This window comes from Klebsiella sp. S69 (genome assembly GCF_016516145.1).
GTDB classification, from domain to species: Bacteria; Pseudomonadota; Gammaproteobacteria; order Enterobacterales; family Enterobacteriaceae; genus Klebsiella; species Klebsiella oxytoca.
The window spans coordinates 202,352-217,902 of the sequence record NZ_JACVUU010000006.1 but is presented as its reverse complement, the minus strand read 5'-3'; the positions used below and the strand labels follow the sequence as shown (position 1 = coordinate 217,902).

16 protein-coding genes, 1 tRNA gene and 1 pseudogene are annotated in these 15,551 nt (G+C 55.6%); 14 read left to right on the top strand and 4 right to left on the bottom strand.

What is annotated here, in order from left to right:
- Positions 1 to 103: 103 nt before the first annotated feature.
- Positions 104 to 187 (bottom strand): annotated as a pseudogene (locus IAE27_RS29580) (short-chain dehydrogenase); the annotation flags it as partial.
- On the opposite strand from IAE27_RS29580, the gene IAE27_RS08510 reads away from it, so the two are divergent.
- The 8 genes from IAE27_RS08510 (at position 177) to IAE27_RS08475 (ending at position 6,879) form a co-directional block, all read left to right on the top strand.
- Positions 177 to 1,001 (top strand): urease accessory protein UreD, encoded by an 825-nt coding sequence (locus IAE27_RS08510; protein ID WP_004115638.1) that lies wholly within the window; start codon positions 177 to 179, stop codon positions 999 to 1,001. The pseudogene IAE27_RS29580 and the gene IAE27_RS08510 sit on opposite strands and share 11 nt — an antisense overlap.
- Before the next feature lie 9 nt (positions 1,002 to 1,010).
- Positions 1,011 to 1,313 carry an urease subunit gamma gene (locus IAE27_RS08505; protein ID WP_004105887.1) on the top strand — a complete coding sequence of 101 codons (303 nt, stop codon included), beginning with the start codon at positions 1,011 to 1,013 and terminating at the stop codon, positions 1,311 to 1,313.
- Between the two features lie 9 nt (positions 1,314 to 1,322).
- A complete protein-coding gene (locus IAE27_RS08500; RefSeq protein WP_070556238.1) occupies positions 1,323 to 1,643 on the top strand; it encodes an urease subunit beta in 321 nt (106 codons plus the stop codon).
- Positions 1,636 to 3,339, top strand: coding sequence for an urease subunit alpha (gene ureC, locus IAE27_RS08495; protein WP_070556236.1), 1,704 nt, complete (start codon positions 1,636 to 1,638; stop codon positions 3,337 to 3,339). The genes IAE27_RS08500 and ureC overlap by 8 nt, the downstream gene beginning before the upstream one ends.
- A 9-nt stretch (positions 3,340 to 3,348) precedes the next feature.
- The gene (ureE, locus tag IAE27_RS08490; RefSeq protein WP_154022527.1) at positions 3,349 to 3,819 is read left to right on the top strand and encodes an urease accessory protein UreE; all 471 of its coding nucleotides are present in this window, start codon (positions 3,349 to 3,351) and stop codon (positions 3,817 to 3,819) included.
- Positions 3,820 to 4,494, top strand: coding sequence for an urease accessory protein UreF (locus tag IAE27_RS08485; RefSeq protein WP_064356506.1), 675 nt, complete (start codon positions 3,820 to 3,822; stop codon positions 4,492 to 4,494).
- Between the two features lie 8 nt (positions 4,495 to 4,502).
- Positions 4,503 to 5,120 carry an urease accessory protein UreG gene (gene ureG, locus IAE27_RS08480; RefSeq protein WP_004105899.1) on the top strand — a complete coding sequence of 206 codons (618 nt, stop codon included), beginning with the start codon at positions 4,503 to 4,505 and terminating at the stop codon, positions 5,118 to 5,120.
- 151 nt (positions 5,121 to 5,271) lie between these two features.
- Complete coding sequence (locus IAE27_RS08475; RefSeq protein ID WP_017145404.1) at positions 5,272 to 6,879, top strand: purine-cytosine permease family protein; 1,608 nt, start codon at positions 5,272 to 5,274, stop codon at positions 6,877 to 6,879.
- Between the two features lie 47 nt (positions 6,880 to 6,926).
- Here IAE27_RS08475 and tsaD read toward each other — a convergent pair whose 3' ends face one another.
- Complete coding sequence (tsaD, locus tag IAE27_RS08470; protein ID WP_070556229.1) at positions 6,927 to 7,940, bottom strand: tRNA (adenosine(37)-N6)-threonylcarbamoyltransferase complex transferase subunit TsaD; 1,014 nt, start codon at positions 7,938 to 7,940, stop codon at positions 6,927 to 6,929.
- Positions 7,941 to 8,177: 237 nt separating this feature from the next.
- Here tsaD and rpsU point away from each other — a divergent pair, with 237 nt between their 5' ends.
- The 5 genes from rpsU (at position 8,178) to IAE27_RS08445 (ending at position 14,373) form a co-directional block, all read left to right on the top strand.
- A complete protein-coding gene (gene rpsU, locus IAE27_RS08465; RefSeq protein ID WP_001144069.1) occupies positions 8,178 to 8,393 on the top strand; it encodes a 30S ribosomal protein S21 in 216 nt (71 codons plus the stop codon).
- A 233-nt stretch (positions 8,394 to 8,626) separates the two neighbouring features.
- Positions 8,627 to 10,369: a DNA primase gene (gene dnaG, locus IAE27_RS08460; protein WP_016808010.1), complete on the top strand. Its 1,743-nt coding sequence runs from the start codon at positions 8,627 to 8,629 to the stop codon at positions 10,367 to 10,369.
- A gap of 149 nt (positions 10,370 to 10,518) precedes the next feature.
- Entirely contained in the window at positions 10,519 to 12,363 is a 1,845-nt protein-coding gene (gene rpoD / locus IAE27_RS08455) for an RNA polymerase sigma factor RpoD (protein WP_004105908.1), read from the top strand.
- A 241-nt stretch (positions 12,364 to 12,604) separates the two neighbouring features.
- Entirely contained in the window at positions 12,605 to 13,249 is a 645-nt protein-coding gene (locus IAE27_RS08450; protein WP_200092302.1) for a TetR/AcrR family transcriptional regulator, read from the top strand.
- Positions 13,246 to 14,373, top strand: coding sequence for an Acg family FMN-binding oxidoreductase (locus IAE27_RS08445; protein ID WP_070556226.1), 1,128 nt, complete (start codon positions 13,246 to 13,248; stop codon positions 14,371 to 14,373). The genes IAE27_RS08450 and IAE27_RS08445 overlap by 4 nt, the downstream gene beginning before the upstream one ends.
- On the opposite strand, the gene mug is transcribed toward IAE27_RS08445, so the two are convergent.
- Positions 14,370 to 14,876, bottom strand: coding sequence for a G/U mismatch-specific DNA glycosylase (gene mug / locus IAE27_RS08440; RefSeq protein WP_004105914.1), 507 nt, complete (start codon positions 14,874 to 14,876; stop codon positions 14,370 to 14,372). The two genes, IAE27_RS08445 and mug, sit on opposite strands and share 4 nt — an antisense overlap.
- Before the next feature lie 124 nt (positions 14,877 to 15,000).
- On the opposite strand from mug, the gene IAE27_RS08435 reads away from it, so the two are divergent.
- Positions 15,001 to 15,076 (top strand) — tRNA-Ile (locus IAE27_RS08435).
- A gap of 168 nt (positions 15,077 to 15,244) precedes the next feature.
- On the opposite strand, the gene IAE27_RS08430 is transcribed toward IAE27_RS08435, so the two are convergent.
- Positions 15,245 to 15,463, bottom strand: coding sequence for a DNA-binding transcriptional regulator (locus tag IAE27_RS08430; protein WP_032440364.1), 219 nt, complete (start codon positions 15,461 to 15,463; stop codon positions 15,245 to 15,247).
- Positions 15,464 to 15,551 lie beyond the last annotated feature (88 nt).

Genomic DNA, 15,551 nt, shown 5'->3' with positions numbered 1-15,551 from the left:
GCAAGTGAGTGAGTCCCGATGAGCTTACTCCAGTAAGTGATTCGGGCGAACAAACGTAGCCAACGCGGCTGCGGCTCGAAGTATGACGGGCATAAGCTTTTCATATGACCGGGATGGTTGGCCCCCGATCAATACTCTTCGCTGCTGTTTTATCTTGATTTTGCAGGGGCGCGACATTGCACGGCACGGTGTTACCACAGAATAAAAAAGGCTGGCAGGCCACGCTGGACCTCCGCTTTCAGCTTCTCGGCGGGAAAACAACGCTCGCCTCCCGTCGTCATGTCGGTCCACTCACCGTTCAGCGTCCGTTTTATCCCGAAGAAGAGACCTGCCACCTCTATCTGCTTCATCCGCCCGGCGGTATCGTCGGCGGCGATGAACTCACCATCAGCGCCACGATTGAGTCCGATTGCCATACGCTGATCACCATGCCCGGCGCCAGCAAGTTTTATCGCAGCAGCGGCGCGCAGGCGCGGCTTCTGCAAACCCTGACGCTGGGCGATAACGCAACGCTCGAGTGGTTGCCGCAGGATGCCATTTTCTTTCCCGGCGCTCACGCCGCTTTGCATACTGCGTTTCACCTCTCCTCCTCCAGCACGCTGCTGGCCTGGGACCTGCTATGTCTTGGCCGTCCGGTCATCGGCGAAACCTTTAGCCACGGCGCGCTCGCCAACCGACTGGAGGTGTGGGTCGACGGCTCTCCGCTGCTGATTGAGCGCCTGAACCTGGCCGATGGAGAGCTGGCCTGCATCGCGCAGCAGCCATGGGTGGGAACAATGCTGTTCTACCCGGCGAACGAGACGCTGCTGGAAGGCGTACGCGAAAAACTTACGCCGCTGGCAAACTATGCCGGCGCCACGCTCACCGACGGCCTGCTGACGGTACGCTTTTTAAGTGACGATAATCTGCGTTGCCAGCGGGCGATGCGCGATATCTGGCAGTTTATGCGCCCGCACCTGACCGGCAAATCTCCGGTACTCCCCCGAATCTGGCTGACTTAAGAGAACGCTATGGAACTGACACCCAGAGAAAAAGACAAACTGTTGCTGTTTACCGCTGCGCTGGTGGCGGAGCGTCGCCTGGCCCGCGGCCTGAAGCTCAACTATCCCGAATCCGTGGCCCTGATTAGCGCTTTTATTATGGAGGGCGCGCGCGACGGCAGAAGCGTCGCAGAGCTAATGGAAGAAGGGCGCCACGTCCTGAGCCGCGAGCAGGTCATGGAAGGCGTACCGGAAATGATCCCCGATATCCAGGTCGAAGCCACCTTTCCGGACGGCTCGAAGCTGGTTACCGTCCATAACCCGATAATCTGAGGTAGCGCGATGATCCCAGGAGAATATCAGGTTAAACCGGGCCAGATAGCGCTTAACGTCGGCCGGGCTACCTGCTGCATTATCGTTGAAAATCACGGCGACCGGCCGATTCAGGTCGGCTCCCATTATCACTTCGCCGAGGTCAACCCGGCGCTGAAGTTCGATCGCCAGCAGGCAACGGGCTACCGTCTCAATATCGCGGCCGGAACCGCAGTGCGCTTCGAGCCGGGCCAAAAGCGCGAGGTGGAGCTGATAGCGCTGGCCGGAGCCCGCGTCGTGCACGGTTTTCGCGGCGAAATAATGGGTGAGCTGGAGGCAAATGATGAGTGAGATTTCACGTCAGGCCTATGCCGACATGTTCGGCCCCACCACCGGCGATAAAGTTCGCCTGGCGGACACCGAGCTGTGGATCGAGGTTGAAGATGATTTGACCACCTACGGCGAAGAGGTCAAATTCGGCGGCGGTAAAGTGATCCGCGACGGTATGGGACAGGGGCAGATGCTTTCCGCCGGGTGCGCGGATCTGGTGCTGACCAATGCCCTGATCGTCGATTACTGGGGGATCGTTAAAGCCGATATCGGCGTCAAAGATGGAAGGATCTTCGCCATCGGCAAAGCCGGCAACCCGGATATTCAACCCAACGTCACGATCCCGATCGGCGCGGCCACGGAAATTATTGCCGCAGAAGGCAAGATCGTCACCGCCGGCGGCGTCGATACGCATATTCACTGGATCTGCCCGCAGCAGGCGGAAGAAGCGCTGGTCTCCGGCGTCACCACCATGATCGGCGGCGGGACCGGCCCGGCGGCGGGTACCCACGCCACGACCTGCACCCCGGGTCCGTGGTACATCTCGCGGATGCTGCAGGCTGCGGACAGCCTGCCGGTCAATGTCGGCCTGCTGGGTAAAGGTAATGGCTCGAATCCGGATGCGCTGCGTGAGCAGGTCGCGGCCGGGGTTATCGGCCTGAAAATTCACGAAGACTGGGGCGCGACGCCAGCGGCAATCAACTGCGCGCTGACCGTAGCCGACGAAATGGACGTTCAGGTTGCGCTGCACAGCGATACCCTTAACGAGTCGGGATTCGTTGAGGATACCCTGGCGGCCATCGGCGGGCGCACTATCCATACTTTCCATACCGAAGGCGCGGGCGGCGGCCATGCGCCAGATATTATTACCGCCTGCGCACACCCCAATATTCTGCCCTCGTCGACTAATCCGACGCTGCCCTACACCGTCAACACCATTGACGAGCATCTGGACATGCTGATGGTTTGCCATCATCTCGACCCGGATATCGCCGAGGACGTGGCGTTTGCCGAATCGCGCATTCGGCGGGAAACCATCGCCGCGGAAGACGTCCTGCACGACCTGGGCGCCTTCTCCCTTACCTCGTCCGATTCGCAGGCCATGGGTCGCGTCGGCGAAGTGGTGTTACGTACCTGGCAGGTGGCGCACCGGATGAAAGTTCAGCGCGGCCCGCTGGCGGAAGAGAGCGGCGATAACGATAACTTCCGCGTGAAGCGCTATATCGCCAAATACACCATTAATCCGGCGTTAACCCACGGTATCGCCCATGAAGTCGGTTCGATTGAAGTGGGGAAACTCGCGGATCTGGTGCTGTGGTCCCCGGCATTCTTCGGCGTAAAACCGGCGACGATCGTCAAAGGCGGCATGATCGCCATGGCGCCGATGGGCGACATCAACGCATCTATCCCGACGCCGCAGCCGGTGCACTATCGCCCGATGTTCGGCGCGCTGGGCAGCGCTCGTCACCGCTGCCGTTTGACCTTCCTGTCGCAGGCGGCGGCGGAAAACGGCGTCGCTGAACGGCTGAACCTGGAGAGCGCGACGGCGGTGGTTAAAGGCTGCCGCACGGTACAAAAAGCCGATATGCACCACAACGGCCTGTTGCCCAATATTACCGTGGATTCACAAACCTACGAGGTGCGCATCGACGGCGAACTGATAACCAGCGAACCGGCGGACGTGTTACCCATGGCGCAACGTTATTTCCTGTTTTAAGGAGCGCAAATGCTTTATTTGACCCAGCGGGTAGAGACCCCGACGCAGGCCACGGCCAGCGTTACCCTGCCGATTGACGTGCGGGTAAAAAGCCGTATTAAAGTCACCCTCAACGATGGCCGTCAGGCGGGCCTGCTGCTGCCGCGCGGTCTGCTGCTGCGCGGCGGCGATATTCTCAGTAACGAAAACGGCAGCGAATTCATTGAAGTGATTGCCGCCGATGAAGCCGTTTCGGTCGTGCGCTGCGAGGATCCTTTTATGCTGGCGAAAGCCTGCTATCACCTCGGCAATCGCCATGTCCCGCTGCAGATTATGCCCGGCGAGCTGCGCTACCATCACGACCACGTCCTGGACGATATGCTGCGCCAGTTTGGCCTGGCCGTGGATTTCGCGCATCTGCCGTTTGAACCGGAAGCCGGCGCCTACGCCAGCGAGTCGCACGGCCATCATCATCATCACAATCACGAGCACAGCCACTAAATGCCGACGCCGGAAAAACGTCTGCGGCTGATGCAGCTTGCCAGCAGCAGCCTCCCGGTTGGCGGCTACAGCTGGTCCCAGGGGCTGGAGTGGGCGGTGGAAGCGGGCTGGGTAGCGGATACCGCCGCCTTTGAGCGCTGGCAGCTGCGGCAGATGGAGCAGAGCTTTTTTACCGTCGACCTGCCGCTGTTTGCCCGGCTCTACCGGGCCTGCGAAGCGGGCGATCTGGACTGTGCCCGGCGCTGGACCGCTTATCTGCTCGCCTGCCGGGAAACCCGCGAGCTGCGCGATGAAGAGCGCAACCGCGGCGCAGCCTTCACCCGGCTGCTGGCCGACTGGCAGCCGGACTGCCCGCCCGAGTGGCGCAAGCTGTGTCAGCAAAGCCAGTTAACCGGTATGGCGTGGCTTGGCGTACGCTGGCAAATAGCCATTCCTGATCTGGCCCTGAGCCTTGGCTATAGCTGGATTGAAAGCGCGGTGATGGCGGGCGTCAAGCTGGTGCCCTTCGGCCAGCAGGCGGCCCAGCAGTTGATTCTGCGCCTGTGCGACCGCTATGCGGCGGACATGGACAGCGCCCTTGCGGCCCCGGATTGCGCAATCGGTTCGGCGACGCCGCTTGCGGCTATCGCTTCCGCGCGACACGAAACCCAGTATTCCCGACTATTCCGTTCTTAGGAGAAGATATGAACATGATTAAGCAACCGCTGCGCGTCGGCGTCGGCGGCCCGGTCGGCTCCGGAAAAACCGCGCTGCTGGAAGCCCTCTGCAAAGCCATGCGCGACACCTGGCAGCTGGCGGTGGTGACCAACGATATCTACACCAAAGAAGATCAGCGCATTCTCACCGAAGCCGGCGCCCTGGAGCCAGAGCGAATTGTCGGCGTCGAAACCGGCGGCTGCCCGCATACCGCCATTCGCGAAGACGCATCGATGAACCTGGCCGCAGTGGAAGCGCTAAGCGAGAAATTCGGCAATCTCGATCTGATCTTTGTAGAAAGCGGCGGCGATAACCTGAGCGCGACCTTCAGCCCGGAGCTGGCGGATCTCACCATCTACGTCATCGACGTGGCGGAAGGGGAAAAGATCCCGCGCAAAGGCGGGCCGGGGATCACCAAATCCGACTTCCTGGTGATCAACAAAACCGATCTTGCACCGTACGTGGGCGCGTCTCTGGAAGTGATGGAGCGCGATACCCTGCGCATGCGCGGCGAACGTCCGTGGAGCTTCACCAACCTGAAAAGCGGCGACGGCCTGCAAAATATCATCGCCTTTATCGAAGACAAAGGCATGCTTGGCAAATAACCTCTGCACCATCCCGACGCAAAGATGTCGGGATGGTGCATACCCTGCCCTCTCTTTAGCCATCCCCTTCATGAAGCCCTGACAGCGCCTGCCCTGCGATGTGGCATAAGGTTTGCTAATTCCAGTCATGCCCAACCATTAAGGAATGACTATGTCATCACTGGATATAAAAACTGATTTACCTGCGCAAACCAGTGCCTCCGGCTCCAAAGAAACGCTGGAAGACTATACGCTTCGCTATGCCCCGCTGAGCTTTCGCCGCTGGGGACCAGGGGTTGTCGCGGTGACGGCATTAGGCGGTATCGCCTACCTGGCCGACTTTTCTATCGGCGCCAGCATCGGCATGGCCTGGGGCACCACCAATGCGATTTACGCGATCCTGCTGGCGGCACTGGTTATTTTTCTTACCGGTATTCCGCTGGCGATTACCGCCGCGCGCTATAACATCGACCTCGACTTAATCACCCGCAGCGCCGGTTTCGGCTACTTTGGCTCGGTGATCACCAGCATTATCTTTGCCGGATTTACCTTTATCTTTTTCGCCCTCGAAGGCTCGATTATGGCGCAGGGGCTGCTGGTGGGCTTAGGGATCCCGCTGTGGATGGGCTACCTCATCGCCACCCTGATGGTATTGCCGCTGGTGGTCTACGGCATGAAGGCGCTGACTCGCCTTCAGGTCTGGACGACGCCGCTGTGGCTGGTCCTGATGGTGGTTCCGGTGGCCTGGCTTATCGCCAAAGACCCGGATCTGGTGGATGGGTTTATGAACTTCGCCGGTAAAAACCACGCAACAACGGTAGATTTAACCGCCATTATGCTCGGCGCGGGGGTATGCCTGTCGCTGATCATGCAGATTGGCGAGCAGATCGACTACCTGCGCTTTATGCCGCCGAAGACCGCAGAAAACAGCAAAAGCTGGTGGCTGGCGGTGTTCTCCGCCGGTCCGGGCTGGGTCGTGTTAGGTGCGATTAAACAGATTATCGGCGCTTTTCTCGGATTCTATCTGCTGACCCGCTTCCCGGCGGTGCACAACACCGAACCGGTACAGCAGTTCGTCAGCGTCTTCGATAACCTGGTCCCCGGCTGGCTGGCGCTCACCCTCGCGGTGGTGCTGGTGGTTATCTCGCAGATAAAAATAAACGTCACTAACGCCTATTCCGGCTCGCTGGCGTGGACCAGCGCCTGGACGCGCACCACCAAACGTTATCCGGGGAGAATTATTTTCGTCATCGTCAACCTGACGATTGCTCTCGCCCTGATGGAGGGCGACATGTTTAGCGCTCTGGCATGGATCCTCGGCTTCTACTCTAACTTTGCCATCGCCTGGGTGGTGGTGGTCGCCACCGATATCACCGTCAATAAAGGGGTGCTGAAGCTGGCGCCGGCGCAGCCGGAGTACCGCCGCGGGATGATCTACAACGTCAACCCGGTAGGCGTAGTCTCTTTTGCCCTCGCGGCAGGCCTTTCGATTAGCGCCTTCTTCGGCCTGTTAGGCGACACCCTGGCGCCGTTCTCGCCGCTGATCGCGCTGGCGGTAGCGTTCGTGATGACGCCGGTCATGGGAATCGCCACCCGCGGGCGCTATTACATTAAACAGCACGATGACGGTATCGCCGAGCCGCGCTACGATGCGCAGGGTAATGCGTCGATCACCGTTTACCGCTGCCTGAGCTGCCGGGAAGAGTACGAACGTCCTGACGTGATGCATTCGCATAAACATCAGGGGGCGATTTGCTCGCTGTGTAAGAGTATGGAATAAGTCGCGAAGGCAGGCCGACAGGACGTCGGCCTGTGAAATATCAGACGTTATGCCGCCGGAAGCTCAGCCAGCGGCCAGCGTGGACGAACGGTGACGCCGAGCTCCGCTTTAGCGCCGGAGCGCAGACGGACCATCCCCGCATAGGCAATCATCGCGCCGTTATCGGTACAGAATTCAGGACGAGCGTAGAAGACTTCCCCGCTGCGCTTTTTCATCATTTCCGCCAGCTTCGCGCGCAGCGTACGGTTAGCGCTGACGCCCCCCGCCATCACCAGCCGTTTAAAGCCGGTTTGATCCAGCGCGCGGCGGCACTTAATCATCAGCGTATCCACGACCGCATCTTCGAAAGCGCGGGCGATATCGGCGCGGGTTTGATCGTCATCGCCGTTGCTACGGATGGTGTTGGCAGCAAAGGTTTTCAGGCCTGAGAAGCTAAAATCCAGCCCGGGACGGTCGGTCATCGGGCGCGGAAAGACAAAACGCCCTTCGGTGCCCTGGGAGGCCATCTTCGACAGCATCGGGCCGCCAGGGTAATCCAGGCCGAGCAGTTTAGCCGTCTTATCGAAGGCTTCCCCTGCCGCGTCGTCAATCGACTCGCCTAACAGCTCATACTGGCCAATACCGGTGACGCTAATCAGTTGGGTATGGCCGCCGGAAACCAGTAGCGCGACAAACGGATACTTCGGCGGATTATCTTCCAGCATCGGCGCCAGCAGATGCCCTTCCATATGGTGTACCGGGATCGCCGGCACGTTCCAGGCGAAGGCCAGCGAGCGGCCTACCGTCGCGCCGACCAGCAGCGCGCCAACCAGGCCTGGGCCCGCCGTATACGCAACGGCATCAATATCTTTTGCCGTCATCCCGGCCTCTTTGAGCGCCGCCTGAATCAGAGGGACGGTTTTACGCACGTGGTCGCGCGAGGCGAGTTCAGGCACCACGCCGCCGTAGTCAGCATGCAATTTCACCTGACTATACAGCTGGTTGGCTAACAGACCTTTTTCGTCGTCATAAATGGCGATGCCGGTTTCATCGCAGGATGTTTCAATTCCCAGTACACGCATGGCTAGTTTTACCTCGTTTCAATACCGCGCAGTGTAGGACCAATGCGGGTTGATGTAAAACTTTCCTCACCCCTGGCGCTCACTTCGTGTATACTCCCTGTCCTTATAAAAGTCCCTTTCAAAAATCGCGTCGGTGCTTTACAAAGCAGCAGCAATTGCAGTAAAATTCCGCACCATTTTGAAATAAGCTGGCGTTGATGCCAGCGGCAAACCGAATTTATCAAAGGTGAGAGTTACATGCCGGTAATTAAAGTACGTGAAAACGAGCCGTTCGACGTAGCGCTGCGTCGCTTCAAACGTTCATGCGAAAAAGCAGGTGTTCTGGCGGAAGTTCGTCGTCGTGAGTTCTATGAAAAACCGACTACCGAACGTAAACGCGCTAAAGCTTCCGCAGTGAAACGTCACGCGAAGAAACTGGCTCGCGAAAACGCACGCCGCACTCGTCTGTACTAATCTGTTGGGAGCCAGGCTCTCAATTCAGACCGAGTTGTAGTTGTAAGGCCGTGCTTCCGAAAGGAATGCGCGGCTTATTTTCGTTTATGCATTAGCATATACACCCAATCATTCAAGATGCATCAAGGCGGCAAGGGAGTAAGTCCCCGGAGCTTACTGAAGTAAGCGACAGGGGTGAACGAGCGAAGCCAACGCAGAGGCAGTTTGAAGGGGAAGTGTATAAAACGGGGCATATGGCTGGACGAATTCCACGAGTATTTATCAATGACCTGCTGGCGCGCACCGATATCGTCGATCTGATCGACGCGCGGGTGAAGCTGAAAAAGCAGGGCAAGAATTATCACGCGTGCTGTCCGTTCCATAACGAAAAAACCCCCTCTTTCACCGTCAACGGTGAAAAACAGTTTTACCACTGCTTTGGCTGCGGTGCGCACGGCAACGCTATCGACTTCCTGATGAACTACGACAAGCTCGAGTTCGTGGAAACCGTCGAAGAGCTGGCTGCTATGCATAATCTTGAAGTGCCGTATGAAGCCGGAACGGGCCTGAGTCAGATAGAGCGCCATCAGCGGCAAAATCTCTATCAGCTAATGGAAGGGTTAAATGACTTTTATCAGCAATCCTTCAACCAACCTAATGCCGAACCTGCGCGCCAGTACCTGGAGCAACGCGGCCTGAGTGCCGAAGTTGTCCAGCAGTTTGCTATTGGTTTTGCGCCGCCAGGCTGGGATAACGCATTAAAACGTTTCGGCGGTAATGTCGACAACAGGAAACTGCTGCTCGATGCCGGAATGCTGGTCAACAATGACCAGGGAAGAACTTACGACCGTTTCCGCAATCGCGTGATGTTTCCGATTCGCGACAAACGAGGCCGGGTGATTGGATTTGGTGGTCGCGTACTGGGTAACGATACGCCGAAATACCTCAACTCCCCGGAGACCGATATTTTCCATAAGGGCCGCCAGCTTTACGGCCTTTATGAAGCGCAGCAGCACCAGGCAGAACCACCGCGGCTGCTGGTTGTCGAAGGGTATATGGATGTCGTCGCTCTGGCGCAGTACGGTATTAACTATGCCGTTGCATCGCTGGGTACATCGACCACGGCCGACCACATGCATATATTATTCCGTGCGACGAACAACGTAATTTGCTGTTACGACGGCGACCGCGCCGGTCGAGATGCCGCATGGCGTGCGCTGGAAACGGCAATGCCGTACATGACCGATGGTCGTCAGCTACGCTTTATGTTCCTGCCCGATGGTGAAGATCCGGATACGCTGGTACGTAAAGAGGGTAAAGAGGCTTTTGAAGCACGGATGGAGCAGGCTCAGCCGCTCTCCATGTTTTTATTTAACAGTCTCTTACCGCAGGTCGATCTGAGTTCGCCGGATGGCAGTACGCAGCTGGCCGCACTAGCGCTGCCGCTCATTAGCCAGGTGCCTGGCGATGCGCATCGTATTCAGCTGCGCCAGATGCTGGGCCTGAAGCTGGGCATTTTTGATGATACCCAGCTTGATCGTTTAATGCCGAAACAGGCAGAAAGTGGCGTCGTACGCCCGGCTCAGCAGATAAAACAGACGCCTATGCGTATACTTATAGGACTGCTGGTGCAGAATCCCAATCTGGCGCCGCTGGTGCCGCCTTTGCAGGGGCTGGCGCAGAGCAAATTACCGGGACTCAGCCTCTTCTCCGAGCTGGTGAACCTCTGTGTTGCGCAGCCGGGCCTGACCACGGGGCAGCTATTAGAGAACTATCGCGGGACTAGTGAATACTCAACACTTGAAAAACTCTCAGCCTGGAACGATATAAGGGATGAGAATGTTGAAAAAATGTTCACCGACACGCTAAACCGAATTTTTGATGCAATGCTTGAACAGCGGCAAGAAGAGTTGATAGCTCGCGACCGCACTCACGGTTTAAGCAGTGAAGAACGCCGGGAGTTCTGGGAAATCAGACAAGCCCTGGAAAAAAAATGAATTTAACGGCTTAAGTGCCGAATATCGTTCGGGAAGACCCCGACAGCCGCGCGAGGCGCAGCGGCAAAAATATAAGTACGCCCTCGCTTTAAATGTTGGCAGTTCATCTGCTTACACCAATCAAACGAATTAAGTGTGGATACCGTCTTATGGAGCAAAACCCGCAGTCACAGCTGAAGCTTCTTGTCCAACGTGGTAAGGAGCAAGGCTATCTGACCTATGCCGAGGTCAATGACCATCTGCCGGAAGATATCGTCGACTCCGATCAGATCGAAGACATCATCCAAATGATCAACGACATGGGCATTCAGGTGATGGAAGAAGCACCGGATGCCGATGATCTTTTGCTTGCTGAAACTAACAACAATACTGACGAAGATGCGGAAGAAGCTGCGGCGCAGGTTCTCTCCAGCGTTGAGTCTGAAATCGGACGCACTACCGACCCGGTGCGCATGTACATGCGTGAAATGGGTACCGTCGAACTGCTGACGCGCGAAGGCGAAATCGACATCGCTAAACGTATCGAAGACGGTATTAACCAGGTGCAGTGCTCGGTTGCTGAATACCCGGAAGCCATCACCTATCTGCTGGAGCAGTACGATCGCGTTGAGGCGGAAGAGGCGCGTCTGTCCGATCTGATCACCGGTTTTGTTGACCCGAACGCCGAAGAAGACATGGCGCCAACGGCGACGCACGTCGGTTCTGAACTCTCTCAGGAAGAGATGGATGACGACGAAGACGAAGATGAAGAAGAAGACGACGACAGCAGCGATGATGACAACAGCATCGATCCTGAGCTGGCGCGCGAGAAATTCGCCGAGCTGCGCACGCAGTACGAACTGACCCGCGATACCATCAAAGCGAAAGGTCGTAGCCACGCCGCAGCGCAGGAAGAGATTCTCAAGCTGTCTGAAGTGTTCAAACAGTTCCGCCTGGTGCCGAAGCAGTTCGATTACCTGGTTAACAGCATGCGCATCATGATGGATCGCGTTCGTACTCAAGAACGTATCATCATGAAGCTGTGCGTTGAGCAGTGCAAAATGCCGAAGAAAAACTTCATCACTCTGTTTACCGGCAACGAAACCAGCGAAACCTGGTTCAATGCGGCCATCGCGATGAATAAGCCGTGGTCAGAAAAGCTGCTTGACGTGAAAGAAGACGTTCAGCGCGGCCTGATGAAACTGCAGCAGATTGAACAAGAGACCGGCCTGACCATTGAGCAGGTAAAAGATATCAACCGTCGCATGTCCATAGGTGAAGCGAAAGCGCGCCGCGCGAAGAAAGAGATGGTTGAAGCGAACCTGCGTCTGGTTATCTCGATCGCCAAGAAATACACCAACCGCGGTCTGCAGTTCCTCGATCTGATCCAGGAAGGTAACATCGGTCTGATGAAAGCGGTAGATAAGTTTGAATACCGTCGCGGCTACAAGTTCTCCACCTACGCAACCTGGTGGATCCGTCAGGCGATCACCCGCTCTATCGCAGACCAGGCGCGCACCATCCGTATTCCGGTGCATATGATTGAGACTATCAACAAGCTCAACCGTATTTCCCGCCAGATGCTGCAGGAGATGGGCCGCGAACCGACGCCGGAAGAGCTGGCCGAGCGTATGCTGATGCCGGAAGATAAAATCCGTAAGGTGCTGAAAATCGCCAAAGAGCCGATCTCCATGGAAACGCCGATTGGCGACGATGAAGATTCGCATCTGGGAGATTTCATCGAGGATAACACCCTCGAGCTGCCGCTGGACTCTGCCACCACTGAGAGCCTGCGCGCCGCCACCCATGACGTTCTGGCTGGCCTGACCGCCCGTGAAGCAAAAGTCCTGCGTATGCGCTTTGGTATTGACATGAATACCGATCACACGCTGGAAGAAGTGGGTAAACAGTTCGACGTAACCCGCGAACGTATCCGTCAGATCGAAGCGAAGGCGCTGCGTAAACTGCGCCATCCGAGCCGTTCTGAAGTGCTGCGTAGCTTCCTCGACGATTAATCATCGCCGCTTAGCGCAAAAAAGCCAGTCAACTGACTGGCTTTTTTTATGGCTAATCGTAAATCATTCCTTTAATAAATATTAATACCTGCATCCAGAAATTATCAATATATATCCGGGTCATATTCTTATTATTTAATACCATAAAGCCAAACAACTGGACTCATAGTTTTATATTTGTACTATTAGTTCATAAATCGCACTTAATGGACAACGCGAATCTAAATAATAGGGATATTCAATGAATAGCAAACGAAAGATTCAGCTGGCTGATTTTAATAGAATGGTTATTCTGGCCACCGCTAATACGTTATTTCTTAACCATGGTATAGAAGGAACGACCATGGATGAGATTGCGCACGAAGCCGGATTCAGTAAAACCACGCTTTATACCTACTTTGACAGTAAACAGGATATTGTCGATCACCTTATTCTCGATGGAATGGAGCGCTTTCACCAGGAGGTGGTTAAAATAGTCAGCCGGCAGGCCCCCTTCCGCGAGTTTTATCATGAGCTTTGCCAGTCGTTGGTTGCTATCCACGACTCCGGCATCGTCTATTTCCCCGGCATTACCGGGAAAATAGGTTGCTCAGAAAAAGAGATGAAAAATAATAAAGTACTGACTAATATCTATATGCTCGGCGAGGAGATTAATCATATTATCGCCGGAGAAATTTCCCGCGCGGCAGCAAACAAAGAGCTTCAGTTAAATGTTCCAATGGCAGACGTCATGATGCTGTTCTGGCTCTGCCTGACCGGGCTGATAGAGAAATCAGCAAGTAAAGAAGCCTATATTTTGCGGCATCTTGAGAAGGACCGAAAATCCTTTCTTAACTTCGCTTTTGACGCTTTATTATTAATGATAGAAAAAGGCGAGAGTCGATGATAAAGAAAATATTTCTGTCCTTACTAATAGGTATGATAGTGGTTTGCGCCTGTGCCTATCATAAAGCGAAGCCCCTGCGCCTGACCAAAGATCTTTCACTACCATTTGCGCTGCCAACCGAACAGCGCCATATAGTGTATTACGCCTCGCTGGCGCCAAATGCGCATAATGTCCAGCCCTGGCATATTCGCTATAACCCGGACGCACGGCGATTCACCCTGGCGTTCGACCGCAGTAAAGCCCTCCCGCATATCGACCCGACGGGGCGAGAAGCCTGTATTTCTCTGGGCGCGTTCCTGGAGAACTTCCGCCAGGCAGCCGCCGCATTTGGCATGCTGGCGGAAATAGACATTTTACCGGCGATGGCCCGCAATGGTGATGTTGCCCGCATGGCGTTAAGCCCCCTCCACCGCGCCTCTTCTCTCAAACAGCCCGCCGTGCTGAAGTTAATTGAGCGCCGGCACACCGACAAACGTCCGTTTCAGGATATTGCCCTTGCGCCCCGCGATCTCGCTGCCCTGCTCAAACAGCACCAGCCGTATTTAAATTATTATCCACGCGGCAGCGCCGGGTTTAATAAGCTTGAGAGTTTTGCCATCCAGGCAGCAAAGGCTCAGGCGCTCGATGCGGCCAAAAGAGCGGAGTTCGCTCACTGGCTGCGCTTTTCCAACGAAGAGGCCCGCCGGTTGAAAGACGGCCTGCCCGCAGAACAGTTAGGCATCACCGGGATAAAAAAACTGCTCTATTACTCATTTTTCGATCGGCAAAAAGCCCAGGGAGAAGCCTTCGCCGCGGAAAGCATCAGTAAAACGGCCAGCAGCGTAGCGCAAAGCGCCGGATTTTTTATCATCGGCGGAGAAGAAACCTTTCCGCTGATGATGCGCAGCGGCATGAATCTGCAGGCCTTCTGGCTGGATGCCGTCCGCTACGGCATCTCTGTTCAGCCGGTGAGCCAGATGCTGGAGGATAAAGCGTTCCGTAAACAGCTGGCGGAAACCTTAGGCTTAAGCCAGCCGCCGCAAATGATCCTTCGCGCAGGCTACGTTGACGACTATGGCGAAAATAATAGAATTCGCCGTCCTATCGGCGAATTTACCCGCCTGGAACCGCCCGGGGCGAATTAAAGCCCTCGCGTTGCCAGCGCCTCGTCAAGCTCCCGGTAGGCCTCCACCAGCTTATCCAGCGTCGCCCGGTTGAGCCCGCTGGGATTTGGCAACACCCATACTTCCGTCGCGCCTATGGTCACCTGCTGTTTGCCCCATTTTACGCCGCGTACCTGAAACGCTTTCTCGAAAGCCTGTTTACCGAGAATCGCCAGCGCGCGCGGCTGATACTCTTCCATTTTCCTCACCAGCTCTCTTCCGCCATCGCGGAGCTCCAGCAGCGCGACCTCGCTGGCCTGTACCGTCGGGCGCTCGACTAGCATGGTAATCCCGCAGCGGGTATCCAGCAGCTGCAGTTCCTCTTCGGGTTTCAGAAGACGGTCGGTAAACCCGGCCTGATGAATCACCTTCCAGAAGCGATTTCCCGGATGGGCGAAATGAAAACCGGTATGGGCGGAAGACTTCCCCGGATTGATACCGCAAAAGACCACCCGCAGGTCCGGCGCCAGAATATCGTTGATCATGTTTTCCCCAGCTCAATACCTAAAAGGTAATTATAAAGGATTGAAAATGCGTTGTTTATAAAAACAGCAGGCGTGCGTTTTAGGCTGGATTGCGGGCAACAGTTACTTTATAATCCTTCGCCACGGCCCCTTAGCTCAGTGGTTAGAGCAGGCGACTCATAATCGCTTGGTCGTTGGTTCAAACCCAACAGGGGCCACCAAATTTTAGCTTTAAAATCATATAATTAAGCCACTCTTAAGAGTGGCTTTTTTGTTATCAGCAACCATTGTGTCGCAAAAGTGTCGCTCTAATTTTTTTAGGCTAACTTTTTTATGTGTTTGGAACATCTTGCTTCCCCATAAAAAAACCCGCACTAAGCGGGTTTATTCTACAGCCACAATGTTCTTTGCCCGCCAGTTGTTGGGTGCGGCGGGGCGGGGATAATCACCCCTGGTGTTACAATAAACCGCTCCACCGATTCCATTGTAACAAATGTGCAACTGCAATTTATGTTAGTGCATTGGTGGTAACGTTCTTTAGTATTTTCGCTTAGGTAACGACTGGTGCGCGCATGTGCGGCATGTTGACACTTTGGACAATGAAACATATCTCCCCCAAAACACAACCTAAAGTGAATAAATCATACACAAAGATTCACTAAAAGCGAAATTTATTCATAATTAATTGATAAGGAT

Excerpts from the sequence above, each read along its gene's own strand:
- mug (WP_004105914.1), bottom strand. The coding sequence starts at position 14,876 with ATGATCAACGATATTCTGGCGCCGGACCTGCGGGTGGTCTTTTGCGGT.
- IAE27_RS08475 (WP_017145404.1), top strand. The coding sequence starts at position 5,272 with ATGTCATCACTGGATATAAAAACTGATTTACCTGCGCAAACCAGTGCC.
- IAE27_RS08485 (WP_064356506.1), top strand. The coding sequence starts at position 3,820 with ATGCCGACGCCGGAAAAACGTCTGCGGCTGATGCAGCTTGCCAGCAGC.
- IAE27_RS08430 (WP_032440364.1), bottom strand. The coding sequence starts at position 15,463 with ATGTTTCATTGTCCAAAGTGTCAACATGCCGCACATGCGCGCACCAGT.
- IAE27_RS08445 (WP_070556226.1), top strand. The coding sequence starts at position 13,246 with ATGATAAAGAAAATATTTCTGTCCTTACTAATAGGTATGATAGTGGTT.
- IAE27_RS08505 (WP_004105887.1), top strand. The coding sequence starts at position 1,011 with ATGGAACTGACACCCAGAGAAAAAGACAAACTGTTGCTGTTTACCGCT.
- dnaG (WP_016808010.1), top strand. The coding sequence starts at position 8,627 with ATGGCTGGACGAATTCCACGAGTATTTATCAATGACCTGCTGGCGCGC.
- IAE27_RS08500 (WP_070556238.1), top strand. The coding sequence starts at position 1,323 with ATGATCCCAGGAGAATATCAGGTTAAACCGGGCCAGATAGCGCTTAAC.
- IAE27_RS08450 (WP_200092302.1), top strand. The coding sequence starts at position 12,605 with ATGAATAGCAAACGAAAGATTCAGCTGGCTGATTTTAATAGAATGGTT.
- rpoD (WP_004105908.1), top strand. The coding sequence starts at position 10,519 with ATGGAGCAAAACCCGCAGTCACAGCTGAAGCTTCTTGTCCAACGTGGT.
- tsaD (WP_070556229.1), bottom strand. The coding sequence starts at position 7,940 with ATGCGTGTACTGGGAATTGAAACATCCTGCGATGAAACCGGCATCGCC.
- ureE (WP_154022527.1), top strand. The coding sequence starts at position 3,349 with ATGCTTTATTTGACCCAGCGGGTAGAGACCCCGACGCAGGCCACGGCC.
- ureG (WP_004105899.1), top strand. The coding sequence starts at position 4,503 with ATGAACATGATTAAGCAACCGCTGCGCGTCGGCGTCGGCGGCCCGGTC.
- rpsU (WP_001144069.1), top strand. The coding sequence starts at position 8,178 with ATGCCGGTAATTAAAGTACGTGAAAACGAGCCGTTCGACGTAGCGCTG.
- ureC (WP_070556236.1), top strand. The coding sequence starts at position 1,636 with ATGAGTGAGATTTCACGTCAGGCCTATGCCGACATGTTCGGCCCCACC.